This is a genomic window from Vibrio barjaei (assembly GCF_001639065.2).
GTDB lineage: Bacteria > Pseudomonadota > Gammaproteobacteria > Enterobacterales > Vibrionaceae > Vibrio > Vibrio barjaei.
The window spans coordinates 220,219-241,918 of the sequence record NZ_LQXO02000053.1 but is presented as its reverse complement, the minus strand read 5'-3'; the positions used below and the strand labels follow the sequence as shown (position 1 = coordinate 241,918).

At 45.7% G+C, this 21,700-nt stretch carries 20 protein-coding genes; 14 read left to right on the top strand and 6 right to left on the bottom strand.

Features of this window, described 5'->3' with window-relative positions; translation table 11 throughout:
- Positions 1-250 precede the first annotated feature (250 nt).
- Positions 251-2,665, top strand: coding sequence for a beta-mannosidase (locus AWH66_RS21705; RefSeq protein ID WP_063603500.1), 2,415 nt, complete (start codon positions 251-253; stop codon positions 2,663-2,665).
- Here AWH66_RS21705 and AWH66_RS21700 read toward each other — a convergent pair whose 3' ends face one another.
- From AWH66_RS21700 to AWH66_RS21680, 5 genes are all read right to left on the bottom strand, one after another.
- A complete protein-coding gene (locus AWH66_RS21700; RefSeq protein ID WP_063603501.1) occupies positions 2,666-3,583 on the bottom strand; it encodes a hydroxymethylglutaryl-CoA lyase in 918 nt (305 codons plus the stop codon).
- A gap of 6 nt (positions 3,584-3,589) precedes the next feature.
- On the bottom strand, positions 3,590-4,387 hold the full coding sequence (locus AWH66_RS21695; protein ID WP_063603502.1) for an enoyl-CoA hydratase-related protein: 798 nt from the start codon (positions 4,385-4,387) through the stop codon (positions 3,590-3,592).
- Positions 4,388-4,399: 12 nt separating this feature from the next.
- Positions 4,400-6,013 (bottom strand): carboxyl transferase domain-containing protein, encoded by a 1,614-nt coding sequence (locus AWH66_RS21690; protein WP_063603503.1) that lies wholly within the window; start codon positions 6,011-6,013, stop codon positions 4,400-4,402.
- A gap of 11 nt (positions 6,014-6,024) precedes the next feature.
- A complete protein-coding gene (locus AWH66_RS21685) occupies positions 6,025-7,194 on the bottom strand; it encodes an isovaleryl-CoA dehydrogenase (RefSeq protein WP_063603504.1) in 1,170 nt (389 codons plus the stop codon).
- 71 nt (positions 7,195-7,265) lie between these two features.
- On the bottom strand, positions 7,266-7,643 hold the full coding sequence (locus AWH66_RS21680) for a MerR family transcriptional regulator (protein WP_038226714.1): 378 nt from the start codon (positions 7,641-7,643) through the stop codon (positions 7,266-7,268).
- A gap of 244 nt (positions 7,644-7,887) precedes the next feature.
- On the opposite strand from AWH66_RS21680, the gene AWH66_RS21675 reads away from it, so the two are divergent.
- Genes AWH66_RS21675 through AWH66_RS21645 form a run of 7 tightly spaced genes read left to right on the top strand, consistent with a single transcriptional unit; the run spans position 7,888 to position 15,452 of the window.
- A complete protein-coding gene (locus AWH66_RS21675; protein ID WP_063603505.1) occupies positions 7,888-9,087 on the top strand; it encodes a thiolase family protein in 1,200 nt (399 codons plus the stop codon).
- Positions 9,088-9,103: 16 nt separating this feature from the next.
- Entirely contained in the window at positions 9,104-10,597 is a 1,494-nt protein-coding gene (locus AWH66_RS21670) for a CoA-acylating methylmalonate-semialdehyde dehydrogenase (RefSeq protein WP_063603506.1), read from the top strand.
- Positions 10,598-10,656: 59 nt separating this feature from the next.
- Positions 10,657-11,811 carry an acyl-CoA dehydrogenase family protein gene (locus AWH66_RS21665; RefSeq protein WP_063603507.1) on the top strand — a complete coding sequence of 385 codons (1,155 nt, stop codon included), beginning with the start codon at positions 10,657-10,659 and terminating at the stop codon, positions 11,809-11,811.
- 24 nt (positions 11,812-11,835) lie between these two features.
- Entirely contained in the window at positions 11,836-12,618 is a 783-nt protein-coding gene (locus AWH66_RS21660) for an enoyl-CoA hydratase (RefSeq protein ID WP_063603508.1), read from the top strand.
- Between the two features lie 9 nt (positions 12,619-12,627).
- Positions 12,628-13,758, top strand: coding sequence for an enoyl-CoA hydratase/isomerase family protein (locus AWH66_RS21655; protein WP_063603509.1), 1,131 nt, complete (start codon positions 12,628-12,630; stop codon positions 13,756-13,758).
- An 11-nt stretch (positions 13,759-13,769) separates the two neighbouring features.
- The gene (mmsB, locus tag AWH66_RS21650) at positions 13,770-14,693 is read left to right on the top strand and encodes a 3-hydroxyisobutyrate dehydrogenase (protein ID WP_063603510.1); all 924 of its coding nucleotides are present in this window, start codon (positions 13,770-13,772) and stop codon (positions 14,691-14,693) included.
- Positions 14,694-15,452 carry an SDR family oxidoreductase gene (locus tag AWH66_RS21645; protein WP_063603511.1) on the top strand — a complete coding sequence of 253 codons (759 nt, stop codon included), beginning with the start codon at positions 14,694-14,696 and terminating at the stop codon, positions 15,450-15,452.
- A 22-nt stretch (positions 15,453-15,474) separates the two neighbouring features.
- Here the strand turns inward: AWH66_RS21645 and AWH66_RS21640 are convergent, their stop codons facing one another.
- Positions 15,475-17,142 carry an electron transfer flavoprotein-ubiquinone oxidoreductase gene (locus tag AWH66_RS21640; RefSeq protein ID WP_063603512.1) on the bottom strand — a complete coding sequence of 556 codons (1,668 nt, stop codon included), beginning with the start codon at positions 17,140-17,142 and terminating at the stop codon, positions 15,475-15,477.
- A 135-nt stretch (positions 17,143-17,277) separates the two neighbouring features.
- Between AWH66_RS21640 and AWH66_RS21635 the strand changes: the two genes are divergently transcribed.
- The 6 genes from AWH66_RS21635 (at position 17,278) to AWH66_RS21610 (ending at position 21,652) form a co-directional block, all read left to right on the top strand.
- Positions 17,278-18,027 carry an electron transfer flavoprotein subunit beta/FixA family protein gene (locus tag AWH66_RS21635; protein WP_063603513.1) on the top strand — a complete coding sequence of 250 codons (750 nt, stop codon included), beginning with the start codon at positions 17,278-17,280 and terminating at the stop codon, positions 18,025-18,027.
- Positions 18,028-18,054: 27 nt separating this feature from the next.
- The gene (locus AWH66_RS21630; RefSeq protein ID WP_063603514.1) at positions 18,055-18,999 is read left to right on the top strand and encodes an electron transfer flavoprotein subunit alpha/FixB family protein; all 945 of its coding nucleotides are present in this window, start codon (positions 18,055-18,057) and stop codon (positions 18,997-18,999) included.
- A gap of 238 nt (positions 19,000-19,237) precedes the next feature.
- Entirely contained in the window at positions 19,238-19,981 is a 744-nt protein-coding gene (locus AWH66_RS21625) for a class I SAM-dependent DNA methyltransferase (RefSeq protein ID WP_038226737.1), read from the top strand.
- Positions 19,982-20,130: 149 nt separating this feature from the next.
- The gene (locus AWH66_RS21620) at positions 20,131-20,568 is read left to right on the top strand and encodes an ACT domain-containing protein (RefSeq protein ID WP_063603515.1); all 438 of its coding nucleotides are present in this window, start codon (positions 20,131-20,133) and stop codon (positions 20,566-20,568) included.
- Entirely contained in the window at positions 20,552-20,983 is a 432-nt protein-coding gene (locus tag AWH66_RS21615) for an NUDIX hydrolase (RefSeq protein WP_063603516.1), read from the top strand. Before AWH66_RS21620 ends, AWH66_RS21615 begins: the two co-directional genes overlap by 17 nt.
- A 27-nt stretch (positions 20,984-21,010) precedes the next feature.
- Positions 21,011-21,652: a glutathione S-transferase family protein gene (locus tag AWH66_RS21610; protein WP_063603517.1), complete on the top strand. Its 642-nt coding sequence runs from the start codon at positions 21,011-21,013 to the stop codon at positions 21,650-21,652.
- Positions 21,653-21,700: the final 48 nt, after the last annotated feature.

Below are 21,700 nucleotides of genomic sequence, written 5' to 3'. Positions count from 1 at the left end.
TGGTTTTAGCCAAAAGTGTGATCGGGAGCGACTAAAACCGCATGATAGACATTTTGGGTCGTAAGAATATTCTCACTGAGTGAGATTAAACTGCGCATCAAGGCTAGGTTTGGGTACCAGCTCAAACTTTTGTTACTCAGCAAATAAACAGCTCACATAACCCATTCGTTTTACTAGATAACTATATAGTTTAAGAGTAAAAGTAAAACTATATAGTTATTATGAGTCTGAAGCATATAAGGGAAAGTGTATGACGCGAATAAATCTCAACGGTGATTGGCTGCTAACCAGTAAACAAAAACCAGCAGTTGAAGTAACGATGCAAGTACCAGGCGACAATTACTCTGCATTACTAAAAGCTGGTGTTATCGACGATCCGTATTGGGGTTGTAATGAGCAAGAGGTCCAGTGGGTACGAGAGTGTGAGTGGCAAATACATCGCGACTTTGAGTTGACCCACGAGCTGCTTTGTTCCCAGCAGTTATTATTATGCTTGTCTCGCCTAGATACGGTAGCGAAGCTAGTCATCAACGGAACAGAAGTCGACACTTTTTCTAATATGTTTGTCGCGCGCGGGGTAGACATCAAGCCTTATGTTCAGATTGGTGTTAACACTATTTGCATCACCTTTACGCCAGCTCACCTTGAAGCCAAAAACCGAACCGTGCAGTTACCTTTCCCAATACCGTCTTCAATGGGAAGCAATAACCAAATTCCGCATATGAACTTGCTACGTAAAACCCAGTGCCATTCGGGCTGGGATTGGGGAATTTGCCTACTTGTTTCCGGAATCTATGACGATGTTTTCATCAGCGTGGTTAACGAGGTTAAATTAGATCGTGTATCAACGGAGCAAATCTGGAAAGAAGACGGTTCTGTTGAAGTTGTGGTAGAGGTTTACCACCAAGCTGTTTCTGGCGTAGAGATAACTATTGGCTTTGATGAAGTTGAAAAGCGAGTAAACAGCACTGATGGCGAGGTGACGTCAGCTAGCTTCACCGTCGAAAAACCGAAACTTTGGTGGCCCGCGGGATATGGTGAGCAACCGCTGTATGATTTAAACGTCAGAATGGATGGTCAAACAGTAAACAAACGCCTTGGTTTGCGCAAGTTGGAGCTTAACAATACAGAGGATGACATTGGCTCCGCGATGGAGTTTCGTATTAACGATTTTCCTATCACGGCGCGCGGCGCGAACTGGATTCCAATGGATGCCATGCCTGCGCGAGAAAGCAAAGCTCGTTATGAGTCGTTATTAGGTGATGCGGTCGCCGCTAACATGAATATGATTCGAGTCTGGGGTGGTGGACAGTACGAAGCCGATATCTTCTATCAAACATGTGATGAATTGGGTTTGTTGGTTTGGCAAGACCTCATGTTTGCTTGCTCGCTTTATCCATCCACTCAGACATTCATTGACGATGTAGAACCCGAAGTTCGCTACCAAGTGCAACGTTTGAAAGACCACGCCTGCATTGCTTTGTGGTGTGGTGATAATGAAGTAATCGGCGCGTTAAATTGGTATGAAGAATCGAGAACCAGCAGAGATCGTTATGTGGTGAATTATGACCGATTAAACCGTAAGCTAGCGGATTTCGTCACTCAAGAAGATTCATCACGAAAGTTTTGGTCTTCGTCTCCCTGCAACGGAGAACTCGATTATGGCGATTCATGGCACGATGATGCTCGAGGTGATATGCACTTTTGGGAAGTGTGGCACTCTGGCGCTTCGTTTAATGCTTACCACAGTATTAAACCACGATTTTGTTCGGAGTTTGGCTTCCAGTCTTGGCCTTCATTATCAGAAGTAAAAACCTTTGTACCGGAGGAAGATTGGAACGTTACATCACCTACGTTTGAAGGTCATCAAAAGAATGCCTCTGGTAATAGCATTATTACCGAGATGTTTACGAGATATTTTCGCTTTCCGGCTAGTTTTGAGCAGATGCTGTATTTAAGCCAAGTCCAGCAATCCATTGCGATTAAAACCGGTTGCGAGTACTGGCGCTCCATATCACCGATTTGTCGAGGTATGTTGTACTGGCAGTTAAACGATAACTGGCCAGTAAGCTCTTGGTCGAGTATTGAATACAGCGGTCGCTGGAAACAACTTCACTATCATACCAAACGTGTATTTGCTCCTACCTATGTACCATTTGTTGAGACTGATGATGCATTGACCTTGAGGCTGGTAAACAACCGAAGAACTCAAGAGAAGGTCACAGGTGAAGTAGTGTGGATGAGTTGGAGTGGTGAACCTCTTGGAAGCTGGAATTTGAACGCTGATATCGCACCAGATGAAAACCAAGAAGTTTGGTCGTTGAACAAATCACAGTGGCAGACGCGAGCTGACCATGGTTTCTTCTTTGTCCGCTTCGAATCTCAAGGCGAGTGGAGTCAGAATACATGGTTTGCTAAACCGGAAGTGAAACAGCTGGCCATTGACAAAGCGAAAATCCAAGTGGAGATCAACGGAAGCGCGATAATACTAACGTCTGATAAACCAGCGTTTTTCGTTCATTTGGAGCACGACGGTTCTGGGCGATTTAGTGATTCCAGTTTTACTTTGTTGCCCAATGAACCTTATCAGGTTAACTATATCGGAGAGGAGCTAGAGACACTGTTATCGACGCTACGTGTTTATGACTTAAGCAATAGCTACTAATTAACCTTGACCTTGTTTCGCCCTAAGAGCCAGAGACACTTTTGACGCTGGCTCTTTATTCAGTGCTTTACAGATTGACCAACCTGCTTGGGCGACAGACTCAAGGTCAACACCTGTAGCGATTCCTAATTCATGGCAGAGATAGAGCACATCCTCAGTAGCCACATTTCCAGAAGCTCCATCGGCGTAGGGGCACCCCCCAAGTCCTGCGACGCTGCTGTCTATGGTCTGAATACCCATTAGTAACGCTTGATAAAGATTTGCAAGCGACTGCCCGTACGTATCGTGAAAATGAACGGCCAATTGCGATGCGGGGACATGCTCCCAAACAGCTTCTAGCACCCTAGCTATTCTCAGTGGTGTTCCTGTACCAATAGTGTCGCCCAGCGATACCTCATAACAGCCCAGCTCTATCAAGGTTTGACTGATCGCTGCCACTTGTTCAGGTTTGGTTTTACCTTCATAGGGGCAATCGACGATGCAAGAGAGATAGCCACGAACTCTTACGTTGTGCTGATGAGCAGCTTCAATGACGGGAATGAACCGTTGAATGCTTTCTTCAATTGAGCAGTGGATGTTTAGCTGAGTAAAAGACTCAGAACAGGAAGTAAACACGGCCACTTCGTTAGCACCTGCCGAGAGAGCCGCTTCGAAGCCTTGTAAATTAGGCGTTAGGGCAGAGTAGGTGACTTTTTTTTGCTTAGTTATTTGTTGAAAAACGTTAGATGAGTCCGCCATTTGAGGAATACGCTTTGCTGAAACAAACGCCCCTGACTCAATATGAGTTAACCCTGCGGCTGTCAGTTGGTTGATTAGGTTTACTTTTTGTGACGTGCTTATGCTCTTTTCATTCTGTAATCCATCTCGCGGACCCACTTCAACAATTTTAACGTGACTAGGAAGGACAGAAATAGCCATTAGAATCTACTCCTCTTCTTTCCAATGAGGCGGCACTTTGTCGAAGAAGGCTTGCAGACCTTTCTGACCTTGAGAAGAGGTACGAGCATCGGCAATAACTTGGCTTGTGAAATCAATCAATTGAGGATCAATTGGATGATTGTGACAGCGCTGAATCAAAGCCTTAGTGTTTGCTATTGCGTTTGGACTATTGGCAACGAATTTGTCGACCAGTGCATCCACGAAGGGGTCTATCTTACTACCTAGTAGCACCTCGTGGATAATTCCAAGCTCCAGAGCTTGAGGGGCGCCCATGACTTCAGCACTCAACATATAACGTCGAGCATAACGGGCGCCTATGGTACGAATGACGTAAGGTCCAATGGTCGCAGGAACAAGTCCAAGTTTCACTTCGCTAAGACAGAAACGACAGTCGGCATGAGCAACTACAACATCGCAGCAGCACAGTAGACCTAATGCCCCGCCAAATGCTGAACCTTGAACGACGGCTACGGTTGGAATCGTTAGCGTGTCTAGACGCTTCATTAGTTCGGCAAGTTTTTGGGCATCTTCCAAGTTTTCGTTTTGACTTTTGTTGGCCATGGATTTCATCCAGGCCAAATCAGCTCCGGCGGAGAAGTGCTTTCCGTTACCACGTAACACTAAGCAGCGGATATTCTTGTCGTTCCCAACGCTAAGCAGTGCATCGAGCAGATCCGCAATCATGGCATCATCAAAGGCATTGCTTTTATGTTGACGATCTAACGTCAGATGAGCGACTCCTTTGGTGTCGACGGTAAGTTTAATAGTATTGAGATTAGTCATAACCGCAGCCCGTTACATTCGAAAGATGCCAAACTCACTATCGGGGATAGGAGCGTTATCAGTAGCACGCAGCGCAAGCATCAGAATACGGCGTGTGTCTTTGGGATCGATAATGCCATCGTCCCAAAGTCTAGCACTGGCGTAATAGGGATGGCCTTCATTGTTATAGCGGTCGACAATATTTTGTTTGTAGCTTTGCTCTTCTTGTTCGGGCCATTGTTGATTCTGACGTTTCTTCACCTCACGTTTTACTTGAGTGAGCACATTAGCCGCTTGTAATCCCCCCATCACTGAGATGCGTGCATTTGGCCACATCCAAATCATTGTTGGGTCGTAGGCTCGGCCACACATGCCGTAATTGCCTGCGCCATATGAACCCCCAATGATGATAGTGAATTTGGGCACATCGGCACAGGAGACCGCCATGACCAGTTTGGCACCATGTTTTGCTATACCGCCTTCTTCATATTGCTTGCCGACCATAAAACCGGTGATATTTTGCAGAAAGAGCAGAGGGATTTTACGTTTGGCGCACAGTTCTACAAAATGCGCTCCTTTCTGGGCTGACTCGGAAAATAAGATCCCGTTGTTGGCAACAATGCCAATGAGTCGTCCATCAATTCGAGCAAAACCGCAGACTAAGGTTGCTCCGTATAGTGCTTTGAACTCGTCAAACTCAGAGTCATCGACGATTCTAGCTATCACTTCACGAACATCAAAAGACAGTCTTAAGTCACTGTTTACAATGCCGTATATCTCAATTGGGTCATAACTAGGTGACCTAGTTTTTGTAGCGGTATGAGTAGCTGGTAACGTATTGCTTATGTTAGTACTTGAAACGGCTTGTCTTGCCAACTCTAAAGCATGTTGTTCGTTGTGGGCATAATAGTCAGCGACACCGGACTTTTTACAGTGTACGTCCGCGCCACCGAGTTCTTCATCGGTCACTTCTTCTCCGGTAGCAGCTTTTACAAGAGGAGGGCCTGCGAGGAAAATCGTACTTTGATTTTTGACCATGATTGATACGTCAGCCATAGCGGGAACATACGCGCCGCCAGCGGTACATAGGCCGAGTACCACGGCGATTTGCGGTATGCCTTTAGCTGACATTCGCGCTTGATTAAAGAAAATGCGTCCGAAATGATCCTTGTCTGGAAACACCTCGGCTTGGTGAGGCAAGTTTGCTCCCCCAGAATCAACTAGATAGATACAGGGAAGATAGCACCGAGCAGCGATTTCTTGGGCTCGAAGGTGTTTTTTGACGGTAAGTGGGTAGTAGGTTCCCCCTTTAACGGCGGGATCGTTAGCGATGATCATACATTGAGTGCCGCAGACCTTGCCAATCCCAGCGACAACACCTGCACAAGGTACCTTATCTTCGTATACTTCCCATGCGGCAAATTGGCCAATTTCAAGGAAATCAGAATGCTGATCGAGCAGGGCATCAATACGCTCGCGAACCGGAAGTTTTCCTTTTGCACGTTGACGTTGAATGGCGTTCTCACCACCGCCTTCTTTGATGGATGAAAGGTCGGTTTCAAGCTGTGCTACAAGCGCATTCATTGCTTTCTGGTTTTTCAGATAAAGCTCTGAGTTGGGTTTTACTTTACTGACGATTTTAGTCATAAATCCCTCCGCTATTGAGACTCTTGGAACAGCTCTCGGCCGATAAGCATGCGGCGGATTTCTGATGTGCCAGCTCCGATCTCGTAAAGCTTAGCGTCACGCAACAAACGTCCTGCTGCGTATTCATTGATATAGCCATTCCCGCCTAACAATTGGATCGCATCTAATGTCATTTGTGTTGCAAGTTCAGCGTTGTAGAGAATGACACCAGCAGAGTCTTTTCGAGTGATCTCACCTCTATCGCAAGCGCTGGCCACGGCGTACAAATAGGCACGTGCTGCATTACAGCGTGTATACATATCGGCGAGTTTAGCTTGGACTAATTGAAATTCACCAATAGAGCGACCGAACTGTTTCCTTTCATGCACGTAGGGGATAACCAAATCAAGGCAGGCCTGCATAATACCCAGTGGCCCCGCTGCTAGCACGACACGCTCGTAGTCAAGCCCGCTCATCAATACTTCAACACCCTGATTGACTTCCCCAAGAACATTTTCCACGGGTACTTTGCAGTTTTGGAATACGAGTTCGCAGGTGTTGGAGCCTCTCATGCCAAGTTTGTCGAGTTTTTGTGCGTGGCTGAATCCATCAAATTGCTTTTCAATAATGAAAGCAGTAATGCCGTGTTGAGCCGCCGAAGGGTCAGTCTTAGCGTAGACCACCACCACATCCGCATCTGGACCGTTGGTAATCCACATCTTGCAGCCATTAAGAACAAAGTGGTCATTGTGCCTTTCAGCATGAAGCTGCATGCTTATCACATCTGAGCCTGCATTCGCTTCACTCATCGCTAATGCACCAATGTGGGAACCATCAACGAGCTTTGGTAGGTATTTTGCTCTTTGGGCATCATTACCATTTCTAAAGATTTGATTAACGCAAAGGTTGGAGTGAGCGCCATAACTGAGGGCAATGGAGGCAGAAGCTCGGCTGATTTCTTCTAGGGCGATGACATGAGCAAGATACCCCATAGCAGCACCGCCATATTCCTCGCTAACAGTTACACCAAGCAGACCCATTTCACCGAGCTCAGGCCATAGATGGTTCGGAAATGCGTTATCCGCATCTACTTGTGCAGCAATAGGGGCGATGCGTTCGCGAGCAAAACCATTAATATGCTCGCGCAGTAAGTTGATGGATTCATCAAGCCCAAAGTTGAGTGGGCTGTACTGACTAATCATAGAACCTCCCTTTATCTGGAAGAGACTCTACATCCTGTTACTTTAGCAATGAATCACAGCTTCAGGAGCAATTAGCTTGCTTTTTGCTTTCCCAACGCTTCGATACAACGTTTCTTTGCCACAGATAAGTCTTCCAGTAGTGCATTAATATCTTCAAGTTGGCGTTTCAAAACCGCTTCTTTTTCATCAATTATGTTGAGCATTTGCGTGAGCTGATGCTCTCCCTGATGAGTGTCATAAAGCTCAAATAACTCTCGTATCTCAGCAAGAGAGAATCCAAGCCTTTTTCCGCGCAGGATTAACTTCAAGCGAATCTTGTCTCTGCGTTGATAAATTCGCATCGTGCCTTTACGGTCAGGTTGTATTAATCCTTCGTCTTCGTAAAAACGAATGCTGCGAGTTGTTACATCAAATTCTTTTGCGAGCTCGCTGATCTTATAAGTTTCCATCGGTTACTGCTCTCCGAACTATGGTTTGGTCAGGCTTCGCGACCACTGCATTAATCTTAAAAGTCATTACTCAATCGAATTATGTTGTGATTTCAGACATTGGCGTAATGAAAAAATGACACGTTATTAAGTTGTTTCTTTACGTTTACGTAAATGTTAGTGCTATGCTTACTCATACGTCAAGGAAATAGTCGAGAATGAAGTTTAAAGACCAACGTCGTCGCTAGGGTACAAGGAGAGAATAATGCATCAACGAGAAGTCTGGGTTGTCGCAGCAAAACGAACACCGATGGGACGGTTTCAAGGTGAACTGTCGTCATTCACTGCTCCACAGTTGGGAAGCTCCGCGATAAAGGCGGTGATGAATGATGTTGCTTTAGACAAATCCTCCGTTGATGAACTCTTAATGGGATGTGTGTTGCCTGCTGGGTGTGGTCAAGCGCCAGCGAGACAGGCTGCTCTGGGAGCGGGAATAGTGGAGTCGGTTCCTTGTACCACGATTAATAAGGTATGTGGTTCTGGCATGAAAACGGTAATGCTCGCCCATTCAATGATTCAATTTGGCGAGGCAAACTGCGTGATCGCTGGTGGTATGGAGAGCATGACCAACGCACCTTACTTATTGCCCGACGCAAGACAAGGTATGAGAATCGGGCACAAGTCTGCCTGTGACCATATGTTTACCGATGGCCTAGCGGATGCGTATGAAGGCAAGCTAATGGGCGTGTATGGCCAAGCTGTCGCTGATGAGCTCGGTTTCTCTCGCGAGCAGATGGATAACTGGGCGGCTATGTCTGCACAACGTGCGCTCAATGCGCAGCAGCAAGGCTTATTTCGCAACGAAGTAGCACCACTCGATAGCAAGTACCATGAGCCAATTAATGAAGACGAACTACCAAAAACCATCAAACTCGACAAAATTCCAAAGCTGAAACCCGCCTTTAGTCAACATGGCACCATTACCGCAGCCAACTCAAGCGCTATCTCTGACGGAGCGGCTGCGCTTTTGCTGATGGAAAAAGAGCAGGCTATAGCTCAGCATCTGAAACCTTTGGCCATCATTAAAGGACATGCATCGTTTGCGAGAAAGCCTAGTGAATTCACTTTGGCTCCCGTTGGAGCTATCAAACAGTTACTTACTAAACTCGAATGGCGAGTGGATGACGTGGACGGATGGGAGATTAATGAGGCGTTTGCTGTCGTAACACAAATTGCGGTGAATCATTTTAAATTGGATAGCGGCAAAGTAAATGTGAATGGAGGAGCCTGTGCGTTAGGTCATCCTCTTGGTGCAAGTGGCGCACGAATACTGGTTACTCTAATTCATAGTTTGCAAGCAAAATTAGCGGATTCAGAGAGCGAGAAAAGATCGCTCAAAGGTGTGGCTGCATTGTGTATTGGTGGTGGGGAAGCGACCGCAATAGCTGTCGAAATTCCGCGTTAATACGGAGAGGGAGATCATGAGTGAGAAAGTGCCTTTGTTTATCGACGGTGAATGCCGTCAATCATCAGCATCTGAATGGTTAGACGTCACCAACCCAGCGACCAATGAAATCATTGGCTCTGTACCAGTTACGCTAGAAATAGAGATGCAGCGTGCTATTGAAAGTGCCGTACAAGCGCAAAAAGATTGGAAAGACGTGCCTATTTCTGAGCGTGCGAGAGTGATGCTTCGTTACCAGCATTTGCTCAAGAAAAATCATGATGATATCGCTGAACTGCTTTCAAAAGAGACAGGTAAAACATTGGCGGATGCTAAGGGAGATGTTTGGCGTGGCATTGAAGTCGTAGAGCAAGCAGCCAATATTGCCAGTAATATGATGGGAGAGACCGTCGAGAATGTAGCGACGGACATAGATGGCTATTCTATTGTTCAGCCTCTTGGCGTTTGCTGTGGCATCACGCCTTTCAACTTTCCTGCCATGATTCCGCTTTGGATGTTTCCTATTGCGATTGCGGCCGGAAACAGCTTTATCCTTAAACCCTCTGAACAGGTGCCGCTAACATCGATTTTGCTCGCCGAGTTATTTCAGCAGGCGGGTGCGCCTAGCGGAGTTCTTCAAGTTATTCATGGCACTAAGCCTCAAGTAGATTATTTGCTGGAACACCCAGATATCAAAGCCATATCATTTGTGGGCTCGGTACCGACCGCGCAATACATCTATCAAGTAGGTACTCAACACCATAAACGGGTTCAAGCATTTGCTGGTGCAAAGAACCATATGGTGATTATGCCCGATGCCAATAAAGCTCAAGTGATAAGTAATCTTGTAGGCTCATCCGTCGGAGCGGCGGGTCAACGATGTATGGCGATTTCAGTCGCGGTATTTGTTGGCTCCTCTAAGCAATGGATAGCCGAACTTAAAGTTGAAATGGCGAAAATCAAACCTGGATCCAAAGAGGATCCTGAAGCCGCATACGGTCCATTAATCAGCCATCAGGCTAAGCAGCGGGTTTTGTCTTTTATTGAGGAAGGCAAGCAAGCTGGAGCGGTATGCGAACTTGATGGCAGTCACTGTAAAGTAGATGGCTATCCCAATGGTAATTGGGTTGGGCCAACGTTGTTTAGTGGTGTTACGACTGATATGTCTATTTACCAACAAGAAATTTTCGGTCCGGTTTTAGTGTGTCTTGAAGTGGAGACGCTTGAGGAGGCACTTGAGTTAGTAAATCGAAACCCTTACGGCAACGGTACCTCAATTTTCACCGCTAGTGGCGCTGCTGCAAGGAAATATCAACACGAAGTGCTTGTCGGTCAGGTGGGGATCAATGTTCCTATTCCCGTGCCGTTACCATTTTTCTCTTTCACCGGATGGCGGGGGAGTTTTTATGGTGATTTACACGCTTACGGTAAGCAAGCCGTGCGGTTCTACACGGAAACCAAAACCGTCACGTCGCGTTGGTTTGACGATGATATTCCTGATGGACCTAATTTGACGATTCAACTTAAGTAGTTTCTCTGCGGGAAATCGTAGAGCGCTTGAATCATGTAAGTGGATGGTGAGGTAATGCTATGGATTTTGAACTGAATGAAGATCAAAGAGCGTTTTCGGAGACGGCTTTTCAGTTTGCCAATGAGCACTTAATGCCTAATGCAGCACAATGGGACGAAGAATGTATCTTCCCTAAAGACGTGTTAAAGCAAGCTGGTGAGTTGGGCTTTTTGGCACTGTATACACCAGAAAAAGAAGGCGGTTTAGAGTTAAGTCGTCTTGACTCTTCTATTGTGTTTGAAAAGTTAAGCATGGGTTGTACGTCCACCACGGCCTTTATGACCATCCATAATATGGTGACATGGATGGTAGCCAGTTTTGGTACAGAAGAGGCTAAGCAGGCGTTTTGTCCTAGTTTAATTAGTGGAGATTGGCTGGGTTCTTACTGTCTGACGGAGGCAACTGCGGGCTCAGATGCAGCTTCATTGCTGACAACTGCCGAGAGACAAGACGACAGCTACATCATTAACGGTTCAAAAGCCTTTATTTCAGGAGGTGGAGAGACCGATGTACTAGTAGTAATGGCAAGAACGGGTGGCGCTGGTGCTAAAGGGATTTCGGCATTTGTTGTACCAGCAGACTGTGATGGAATCAGTTATGGGCGCAAAGAGCCTAAAATGGGCTGGAATAGCCAACCAACGCGAGCCATCACATTCGATAGCGTCGTTGTCCCAGCGCAATATCGCTTAGGTGAAGAAGGACAAGGCTTTACCTTTGCCATGAAAGGGTTGGATGGCGGGCGAATCAATATCGCGACGTGTTCCGTAGGGACGGCGCAGCATGCTTTAAACCAAGCTGCTCAGTATCTCCATGAACGGAAGCAGTTTGGAAGTAGTTTAAGTCAGTTTCAAGCATTGCAGTTTAAGTTGGCAGATTTGGCAACGGAGTTGGTTGCGGCGAGACAAATGGTACGTTTGGCGGCATTTAAACTAGATAACCAGCATCCAGATGCGACGACCTATTGCGCCATGGCGAAACGATTTGCTACGGATGTCGGATTTAAAGTGTGTGACGGTGTGTTGCAACTCTTTGGTGGTTACGGATACATCAAAGAATACTCGCTTGAGCGTCATTTCAGAGATGTAAGAGTGCATCAAATCTTAGAAGGGACTAACGAGATTATGCGTTTGATCATCGCAAGACGGGTCCTAAGCGACGCATTCGCTATTGAGTAACGCATTCAACGCGGAGGAAACAAGATGTCAGAGGTCAATTCGATTCCTTATACCATTGATAACCATGTGGCTGTATTAACCATGTCCAACCCACCCGCTAATACATGGACTTGTGAAAGCTTAGTTCGTCTTAAACAACTAATAATTGAGCTAAACGATAACAAAGATGTCTATGCGCTGGTTATTACCGGGGACGGTGACAAATTCTTTTCCGCCGGCGCTGATTTGAAGGTGTTTGCTCAAGGGGACAAAGAAAGTGCTTGCACCATGTCACGAGTGTTCGGTGAAGCGTTTGAGGCACTGTCTGGTTTTTGCGGCGTGTCTATTGCAGCCATTAACGGCTATGCGATGGGTGGTGGTTTAGAAGTGGCACTCGCTTGTGATATTCGAATCGCAGAGCAACAAGCCATTTTGGCACTTCCAGAGGCCAAAGTCGGTTTGTTACCTTGTGCGGGAGGAACACAAAACCTTACTGCTCTGGTAGGTGAAGGTTGGGCTAAACGAATCATTTTGTGTGGAGAGCAAGTATCGGCACAAAAAGCACTGGATATTAGGTTGATTGAAGAGATTGTCGAAAGGGGTGATGCATTGTCTACCGCGGTAGCATTGGCAGAACAAGTTGCTCATCAATCACCGAGTTCAGTAACGGCATGCAAGACGTTGATTCAGTCTAATCGACACGATTTTATATCTTATGGGTTAGTCAAGGAGAGAGAGCTGTTCATTCGATTATTCGATACCGACGATCAGCGAGAGGGGGTGAATGCTTTTCTAGAAAAAAGACCACCTGAATGGAAGAACAGCTAGGAGAGCAAAATGTCAGATACGGTTAACTTTCAAGAACTTCCCTGTGGTGAAGACGATAATGTTGTTGCTATTGCCACGCTAGATAACAGTGGCTCATTAAATGCACTCACTCACAATATGATTGTGCTACTGAAACAACAACTCGAAAAGTGGCATCAGGATGAGCGAGTGGTGTGTGTGATTTTGGACGGTGCGGGTGAAAAGGCGTTCTGTGCGGGTGGCGATGTACGGGCCATGCACACCGTGATGAAAACAGAACCAGCAGATGTGGCCAAAGCGTACTGCGAGCAGTTTTTTAGTGTGGAATATGAATGCGACTACCTAATTCATACCTACTGTAAACCTATTATTGGTTGGGGTGATGGCATTGTGATGGGTGGAGGGATGGGGCTCTTCATGGGAACAAGTCATAAGGTTGTGACTTCGACATCACGCTTAGCCATGCCAGAAATTAGCATCGGTCTGTTCCCCGATGTGGGTGCTACTTATTTCCTTAACCAACTTGAGGACCGACTAGGCCTGTTTCTAGGACTAACTGGTGTCATGTTTAATGCTACGGATGCGATGGACATTCATATGGCTGACCATTTAGTTGTCCCTGATGCTAAAGAAAAGCTAGTTATTCAGTTGCAAGAAACAGATTGGAACTGTGTCGAAGATAGTTACGAATTTATCTCCGAATGTTTGGAGAAGTTGGCCGCCAAAGATAAGTCCTACTTGCCAGCACCGCAGTTGAAACCGCGCTTGAATGATATTTGTACGGCATGCAACGCAACCGACATCGGGATGGTGTTCACTAATATCATGGCGTTACCTGGTAACGAAAAGTGGTTGGCTGCAGCAAAACATAACCTAACAGGAGGCAGTCCTATTACTGCTCACATCTGTTTTCGACAAATTAACGACTATAGCCATTTATCGCTTGCGGATTGTTTTCGACTCGAACTCATTCTCGGTGTTAGGAGCGCCACGTTAGGGGAATTTGAAGAAGGGGTGCGTTCACGTCTAGTTGACAAAGACGGCGCGCCGCATTGGAAGTATCCAAACATTAACTCAGTTGATAAAGCCGTAATTGACGAGTTGTTTACCTCATTATGGCGAGAGCAAGAACACCCTCTATTTCAGCTTGGTCGCGTTTAAGGAGAAGCGCTATGAATCAGTCAGAATGTAACACCATTGCGTTTGTGGGGCTTGGTAACATGGGCGGTCCTATGGTGGAAAACCTGTTAAAAGCCGGTTTATCCGTCAATGTCTTTGATCTTGTCCCTGAGCTTGCAAAGAAGCTTGAGTCTGCCGGTGCGAAGGCATTTAACAGTCTAGAAGCTGCGGTTGAAAATGTTGATGCGGTAATAACCATGCTTCCTGCGGGAGAGCATGTGCGAGCGGTGTATTTAGGTGACCATCATGGAGGTGAAGGGCTACTCAAACTGGTAAAACCGGGTACATTCCTTATCGATTCTTCGACAATCGAGCCGGATTCCGCAAAGTTAGTTGCTAAAGAGGCGACCAAAAAGGGATTGAGTTTTGTTGATGCGCCTGTTTCTGGTGGAGTAGCGGGTGCCAAAGCTGGAACGCTTACATTTATTGTTGGTGGTTCTGCTCAAGCGTTTGAAACCTCAAATCAAATCTTGGCTCATATGGGGAAGAACATCTTCCATGCTGGGCAAGCCGGCGACGGCCAAATGGCTAAAATTTGTAATAACTTGTTATTGGGTATCGTCATGTCTGGAACCTGTGAAGCCTTGAGCCTTGGGATCGATAACGGTCTCAACCCTGAAGTACTATCAAATATTATGCAACAGAGCTCTGGAAGAAACTGGGTTTTAGAACTATATAACCCTTGTCCGGGAGTAATGGAAACCGCTCCAGCGAGCAATCAGTACGCTCCGGGCTTTATGAGTAAGTTGATGTCAAAAGACTTGGGACTAGGGATGCAGGCAGCGGCTAATAGCCAATCGGCTGTTCCTATGGGCGCATTAGCGCGTAATCTCTACGCATTTCATAACAATAATGGCAATGCAGAGTTAGATTTCTCCAGTCTGTTTGAGTATTTTCGTAGTGAAAGGGAGAAGTAGATGGAACTGAAACAGAGCGTTATCGCCATTACTGGTGCTGGCCAAGGATTAGGTCAAACAATGGCGACAAGTCTTGCACAACAAGGAGCGCATCTAGCCTTGATGGACGTGAACCTTGAAGCGTTGGCACAGACCAAACAGTTGTGTGAGGATTTAGGGGTTAAAGCGCAAATCTATCAAGTAGACGTGACCGATGAAGAGCAGGTGGAATCTGTATTTGGTGACATTGTCACTGATTTTGGGGCGCTAAATGGTTTGATTAATAATGCCGGTATTCTTCGTGATGGCATGCTAGTTAAGGCGAGAGATGGCGAGATATCTAAGATGTCTTTGGACCAGTTCAACTCGGTCATTAACGTCAATCTAACTGGTACGTTTTTGTGTGGACGTGAAGCCGCAGTGAAAATGATCGAGACGGACTCAAGAGGCGTGATTATCAACATCTCAAGTGTGTCGAGAGCAGGTAATATGGGGCAAACCAACTATGCAGCTTCTAAAGCTGCGGTGGCAACCATGGCTTCCGTTTGGGGGAAAGAGCTCGCGCGCTATGGCATTCGCGCTGCTGCAATTGCTCCGGGAGTCGTTGAGACATCGATGACCGCGCAAATGAAGCCAGAAGCTCGTGAAAGGCTTGAGCATATGGTTCCAGTAAGACGAATGGCCGATCCGTTGGAAATTGCTCATACGGTACGTTTTATACTGGAGAATGAGTACGTGAATGGTCGCGTCATCGAAGTAGATGGTGGTTTGGTGATTTAATCGTCTTTATTCGCATTAACCATTACATAGCTTGATAATTTGGACCTCCACCACCTTCAGGTGGGGTCCATTTTATATTGGCTGATGGGTCTTTAATATCGCACGTCTTACAATGCAAACAGTTACTGGCATTGATCTGCAGCTGTTTGTGACCTTCCACTTCAATAATCTCATACACACCGGCAGGACAATAGCGCTGACTAGGTTCGTCAAACTGTAGAATATGGCTATCGATTACCACATTAACATCCAGAAGTTGCAGATGACACGGTTGATTCTCTTCATGTTGGGTACCAGACAAATAAACTGAAGAAGGTTTGTCAAAACTTAATACTCCATCGGGTTTTGGGTAACTAATGTTAGGAACGTTGGCTTTATGTGCTAACTGTAGGTGATCGTCATTGGTGTCTGACACTGCCCAAGGAGCGGGGCGTTTGAATAGACGTGTCCATACATTTTGTTCGAACATATTGAGCATGCCGCCGATAGGTTCGCCAAAACGATGCAAATTAGCGCCAAAGTTTTGTGTGTCGCTGAGTTCTTGGTAGAGCCACGACGCTTCAAACAAGGTTTGATAATCGGCCTCATTGTGAGCACATCCCTTGGCGAGTTGTTGATAGACCGCCTCAGCAGATAACATGCCGGATTTCATCGCTGTATGGGTGCCTTTTATTTTGCCCATGTTAAGGGTGCCAGCATCGCAACCAATGAGCAGACCGCCAGGAAATTGCTGTTTGGGGAGCGAACGAAGACCTCCTTTGGCGATGGCTCTTGCGCCAAACGAGATTCGTTCACCACCGTGAAGGTATTTCGAAATGGCTGGGTGGTGTTTGAAGCGTTGAAATTCGTCAAAAGGGCTTAGGTGAGGATTGGTGTAATTGAGGTCGACGATTAAACCAACAGCGATCTGATTATTGTCCAAGTGGTATACGAAACTGCCTCCGGTGGCTTTAGAGTCATGTAATGGCCAACCGACACCATGAATAACTTTGCCTTTGGCGTAGTGAGGTTGCTCATCGGGAAGTTGCCAAACTTCTTTGAATCCTAAAGCGTAATGCTGTGGTTGCTTGTTCTGATCCAGCTTAAATCTCTGAATAAGTTCCTTACCTAAATGCCCACGCGCACCTTCAGCGAAAATTGTGTACTTACCCTTTAATTCGATACCCGCTTCAAACGTGCTTTTGTGTGCTCCTTTCTTATCTAATCCCATATCTGAGGTACAAACACCAACCACTGCGCCTGTATTGGAATAAATAACGTGCTGCGCTGCAAAGCCAGGAAAGATTTCAACGCCAAGGCGTTCTGCTTGATCTGCAAGCCACTGACATAACAAACCAAGACTAATGATGTGATTCGATTTGTTGTTGTGAAGGGTGGCTGGCGTTAGAAATGACGGTATGTTTAGGTGATTGTATTGTGTGGTCAGATAGATGAAGTCATCTAGCAGCACAGGATTGTGCACAGGCGCGTTAAGTGATTGCCAGTCAGGAATAAGCTCATCAAGCGCTCTGGTTTCAAACACTGCACCAGAGAGAATATGAGCCCCAACTTCAGCACCTTTCTCAATCACGCACACCGATAGCTCAGTATCGTTTTGCGTTGCAAGCTGTGTTAGATGAATGGCACAAGCAAGGCCCGCTGGGCCGGCACCAACTATAACTACGTCAAATTCCATGCATTCTCTTTCCATGTTCACCACCTAATTTTACAAAATGGGCCCATTTCGGAACTCTATGTATAACTATAGTGCAGTTGACGTAAACGTAAACTTTACTAAGCTCAAATAATAACCTTTAGGCTTGTTCTTTTTATCCAAGGAGTCGGTATGAAAGTGTTAGTTGCTGTAAAGCGTGTCGTTGATCCTTATGTGAAAGTGCGTGTAAATAAAGACGGTAGTGGTGTTGAAACTGCTAATGTCAAAATGTCGATGAACCCTTTCTGTGAGATTGCAGTGGAAGAAGCCATTAGACTCAAAGAGTCCGGCTCTGTGGACGAAGTAGTGGTGGTGAGTATTGGTGATAAGGCAGTGCAAGAAACTTTGCGCAATGCCCTTGCTTTGGGGGCTGACAGAGCGATTCATATAGAAGCGACATTATCACCTGAACCTTTAGCTGTGGCAAAAATCTTGAAAGCGATGGTTGAGAAAGAACAGCCGACACTGGTTCTACTTGGTAAACAATCGATTGATACGGACAATAATCAAGTCGCACAAATGCTAGCGGCTTTGACGAGTAGACCTCAAGGAACGTTTGCTTCTAAAGTCGCACTATCGAGTGAGCATGTTGAAGTCACTAGAGAGATCGACGGGGGATTGGAGACCTTGAAGCTGACATTACCTGCCATCATCAGCACTGATCTGAGGTTGAACGAGCCCCGTTATGCTTCTTTACCGAACATCATGAAAGCCAAACGCAAGCCACTTGATGTTATCGATATTGATTCATTTGGCGTGGATTTGATTCCAAAACATCAGATGTTAGAAGTCTTGGCACCCAAAGAGCGTCCAGCAGGAGTGAAAGTCGCAAATGTGGATGAACTGATTGATAAGTTAACTAATGAAGCGAAAGTACTTTAAGCAGAAGAGTATCAAGGAGAGATGATTATGGATACGCAAATTCTTGTTATTGCAGAGCACGATAACCACAGCGTAGCGCTTGATACCTTTAAAACGCTATCCGCAGCGGCGCAAATAGGTGGTGACATTTCGGTGCTTGTCATGGGGCATCAATGTCAGGAGGTAATAGAACGTATTGGCCACTGCGATATAGTCAAGCAAGTGATCGTCGCCGACGATGAACAATTTAGTCATTTACTTGCTGAGAACGGAGCACCAATAGCGGTGCAGCTTGCCAAAGACTTTACACATATTTTGGCTCCAGCGACGACATTTGGAAAAAATCTGCTACCACGTATTGCTGCGCTGCTCGACGTCGGCCAGCTATCTGATGTCGTGGAAATTGTGACGGCAGATACGGTTATCCGTCCAATCTATGCCGGTAATGCGCTAGCGAAAGTGAAGTCGACAGAGGAAAAAATACTCATGACGATACGCGGTTCGGCGTTTGAAGCAGTGGGGCATGACCCCGCGAATCAAGCGACAGTGATAACGGTCGGCGGTCATGATGTTGGGAATGGTCTTTCTGCATTTGTCTCTCAGCAACAAAATGAAAGTGAGCGCCCTGAATTGGCGGCTGCTCGTGTTGTTATTTCAGGTGGGCGTGGCGTAGGCAGTAAAGACAACTTTACTTTGGTGGAGCAGCTCGCTGATAAACTCGGTGGTGCTATTGGTGCGTCGCGAGCTGCGGTTGATGCAGGGTTTGTTTCAAATGACCTGCAAGTTGGTCAGACGGGCAAAATAGTCGCACCGGATTTGTACATTGCCATCGGTATTTCAGGCGCGATCCAACACATGGCAGGGATGAAAGACTCTAAAGTGATCGTCGCGATAAATAGTGATCCTGAAGCGCCTATTTTCCAAGTTGCGGACTACGGATTAGTAGGAGACCTGTTTGAGATTATGCCGGAGCTTATCGACAAAGTACCTTAAGAGCTTAGGTTAAACACCAAGTTGCTACTTTGCTGTTAGGACTTTTCCTACAGCGCGTTTGAGGCTGGTGATTACTCGATAATGTACTTCTAAGGTATTGAATAGCAGCTACTATTTATCTTTTAAGTGTGAATTGGTAGAGAAGTTGTTTTCGGGCGCTAACTTTTTGTTATGAATATCTTTGATTTCGTATAGGATGCGCCACCCGCAGTTTTTCGTCGGCAACGACTAGGCAAACATGTCCGCCAATTCTCTCTATACTGACCTTTCTGGTTACTACGACCTAATGTGTGTCGATATTGATTACCAAGCGCAAAGTCATAACGTAAAACGATTGCATCAATTGTTTGGAAACCAAGGAAATACTCATCTTGATTTAGCATGTGGTACAGGTCCTCATGTCCGTCACTTTATTGATTATGGTTATCAAAGTAGTGGTTTGGATATCAATCAACCTATGTTGGATTTCGCGTCGGTTAGATGTCCGGAAGCTCATTTTTCGCTACAAAATATGAGCGAGTTTAATGTTACACAACCACTTGATTTGATTACCTGCTTTCTCTATTCGATTCATTACTGTGATGGGATAGAAAAGCTTAAACAGTGCCTCAATAGTGTGTTCAATGCTCTGTCAGTCGGTGGCGTATTTTGCTTCAATGCGGTTGATAGGTTGAAAATCAATAACCATTCTTTTGTTCAGCATTCAGCAGAGAGTGAAGGCAGTAAATTTACGTTTCGTTCAGGTTGGTATTATGAAGGGCAAGGTGAGCGTCAGGCACTTAAGCTTAACATTGAAAAAAACACGGGTGAGGAAACGCAAAGTTGGTTTGATGAGCATCCGATGGTGGCTTTTACTATCCAGGAACTAAAAGCATTGCTAGAACCGCTATTCGAAGTGCATCTGTTTGAGCATGACTATGAAAAAATCACGCCTTGGGATCAGCAATCTGGCAATGTTCTAGCGGTTTGCGTAAAGAAGTAACAGTGTCTTGCTAGGTTGTAACGAGAGTAAGTGAATCAAAGCTCGTTAAATATGCAACCTAGCTATCATATTGAACACCCTTAACTTGAAGCGAGTGCACTTCGCTTGCAGGATAATGCACTCTGTTTTAAGTCACTAAGGAATGTTTGATGGCTGGTATTACCGAGCTGGAGCAGTTACTGAGCTCTATGAGTCCATGTCTACTCGACGACGAAGTCGTATTCTGTCATGTGAAAGGGACGCTTAAGGAATATACAAAACTTGAGTTGATTGCTACCTTCATTGAAGCGGAAGGTCTCACACTTGTCCTACCTAAAGCCGAAGCCGTAAAAGCGAAGTTGAGCTTTGAGTCAGTATTTCAACAAATTACGCTTAATGTTCATTCTAGCCTTGAAGCTGTAGGTCTAACCGCAGCCGTCGCCTCAAAATTGGCGGACAGAGGCATTAGTGCCAACGTCATCGCTGCCTACTATCACGACCATATTTTTGTGCCATCACTAGATGCTCAAAAAGCTTTACTAGCTTTACAAGAGTTTAGTGACGACAAATCCAACAATGATGAAGCATCTAATGACCGCTGCCATTAGAGCTAAAGCCGTTTGCCTTTTTCGGCATAACGGAAAGGTGTTACTTGCAGAAGGTTACGACCCTGCAAAAGACCAGAACTACCTGATCCCCATTGGTGGTGGCATTGAGTTTGGTGAAACGTCGCGAGAGGCCGCTGAACGAGAAGTAAAAGAAGAAATCGGCGCAGATGTGACCTCCCTTGAACTTCTCGGGGTTAGTGAGAATCTCTTTACCTTCGATGGACGCACTGGACACGAGATTGTGTTTGTTTATCAGGGGCGATTTGTTGATCAAGGTTTCTATCGAAAGACTCATATCGACGGGATTGAAACTAATGGAGTGGAATTCGTCGTTAAATGGGTTGAAGAAAGCGAGGTATTGGCAGGAAAGATACCGATTTATCCAGAGGGTATCTCAGAGATGTTACCAACGTAAGGAATGAAAAGAAGAAAGGACGCTGTTTTGTATCAATTATATTATTACCCTAACAATGCGAGCTTGGCGCCGCATCTTTTGCTTCATCATATGAAGCTTCCCTATGATCTGCTTTTGGTGGATAAAAAGGAGAAGGTTCAAAAGTCTGCAGATTATTTAAAGCTTAATCCTGCGGGGCGAATTCCCACTCTCGTCGCCAACGGTCAGGCTATTTTTGAGAGTCCGGCGATTTGTATTCACTTATGTGAAAGTCACCCCGAACATAAGCTGATTCCGGAGATTGGGAGTCCGTTGCGTCCGCTTTTTTTTCAGTGGTTAACCTATTTAAATAATACACTGCAAGCTGAATTGATGGTGCGTTACTATCCACATCGCCACACCAATGATGTATCGACAATTCCCAATCTCTTGTCGGCCCAAGACGAGCGTATTGCAGAGGCGCTAAGCATTATCAATGATCAGCTTGATGGTAACGAATACCTATTAGGTGCAAACATTTCTGCCTGTGATTATTTCTTATTTATGCTGGCGGAATGGTTACTGCCCATAGAAAAAAATCCAATGACGTTCACTCATTTGGCGGATTATCTACAAAGATTGTCGACTAACCCAACGATTAAAGCAGTCAGTGAACTAGAAGACATAGACCTTTCTCCATTTATCAAATAATAGAAAAATAACGGGATCGTCGGATAAACTAATACTAATAAGGGATTA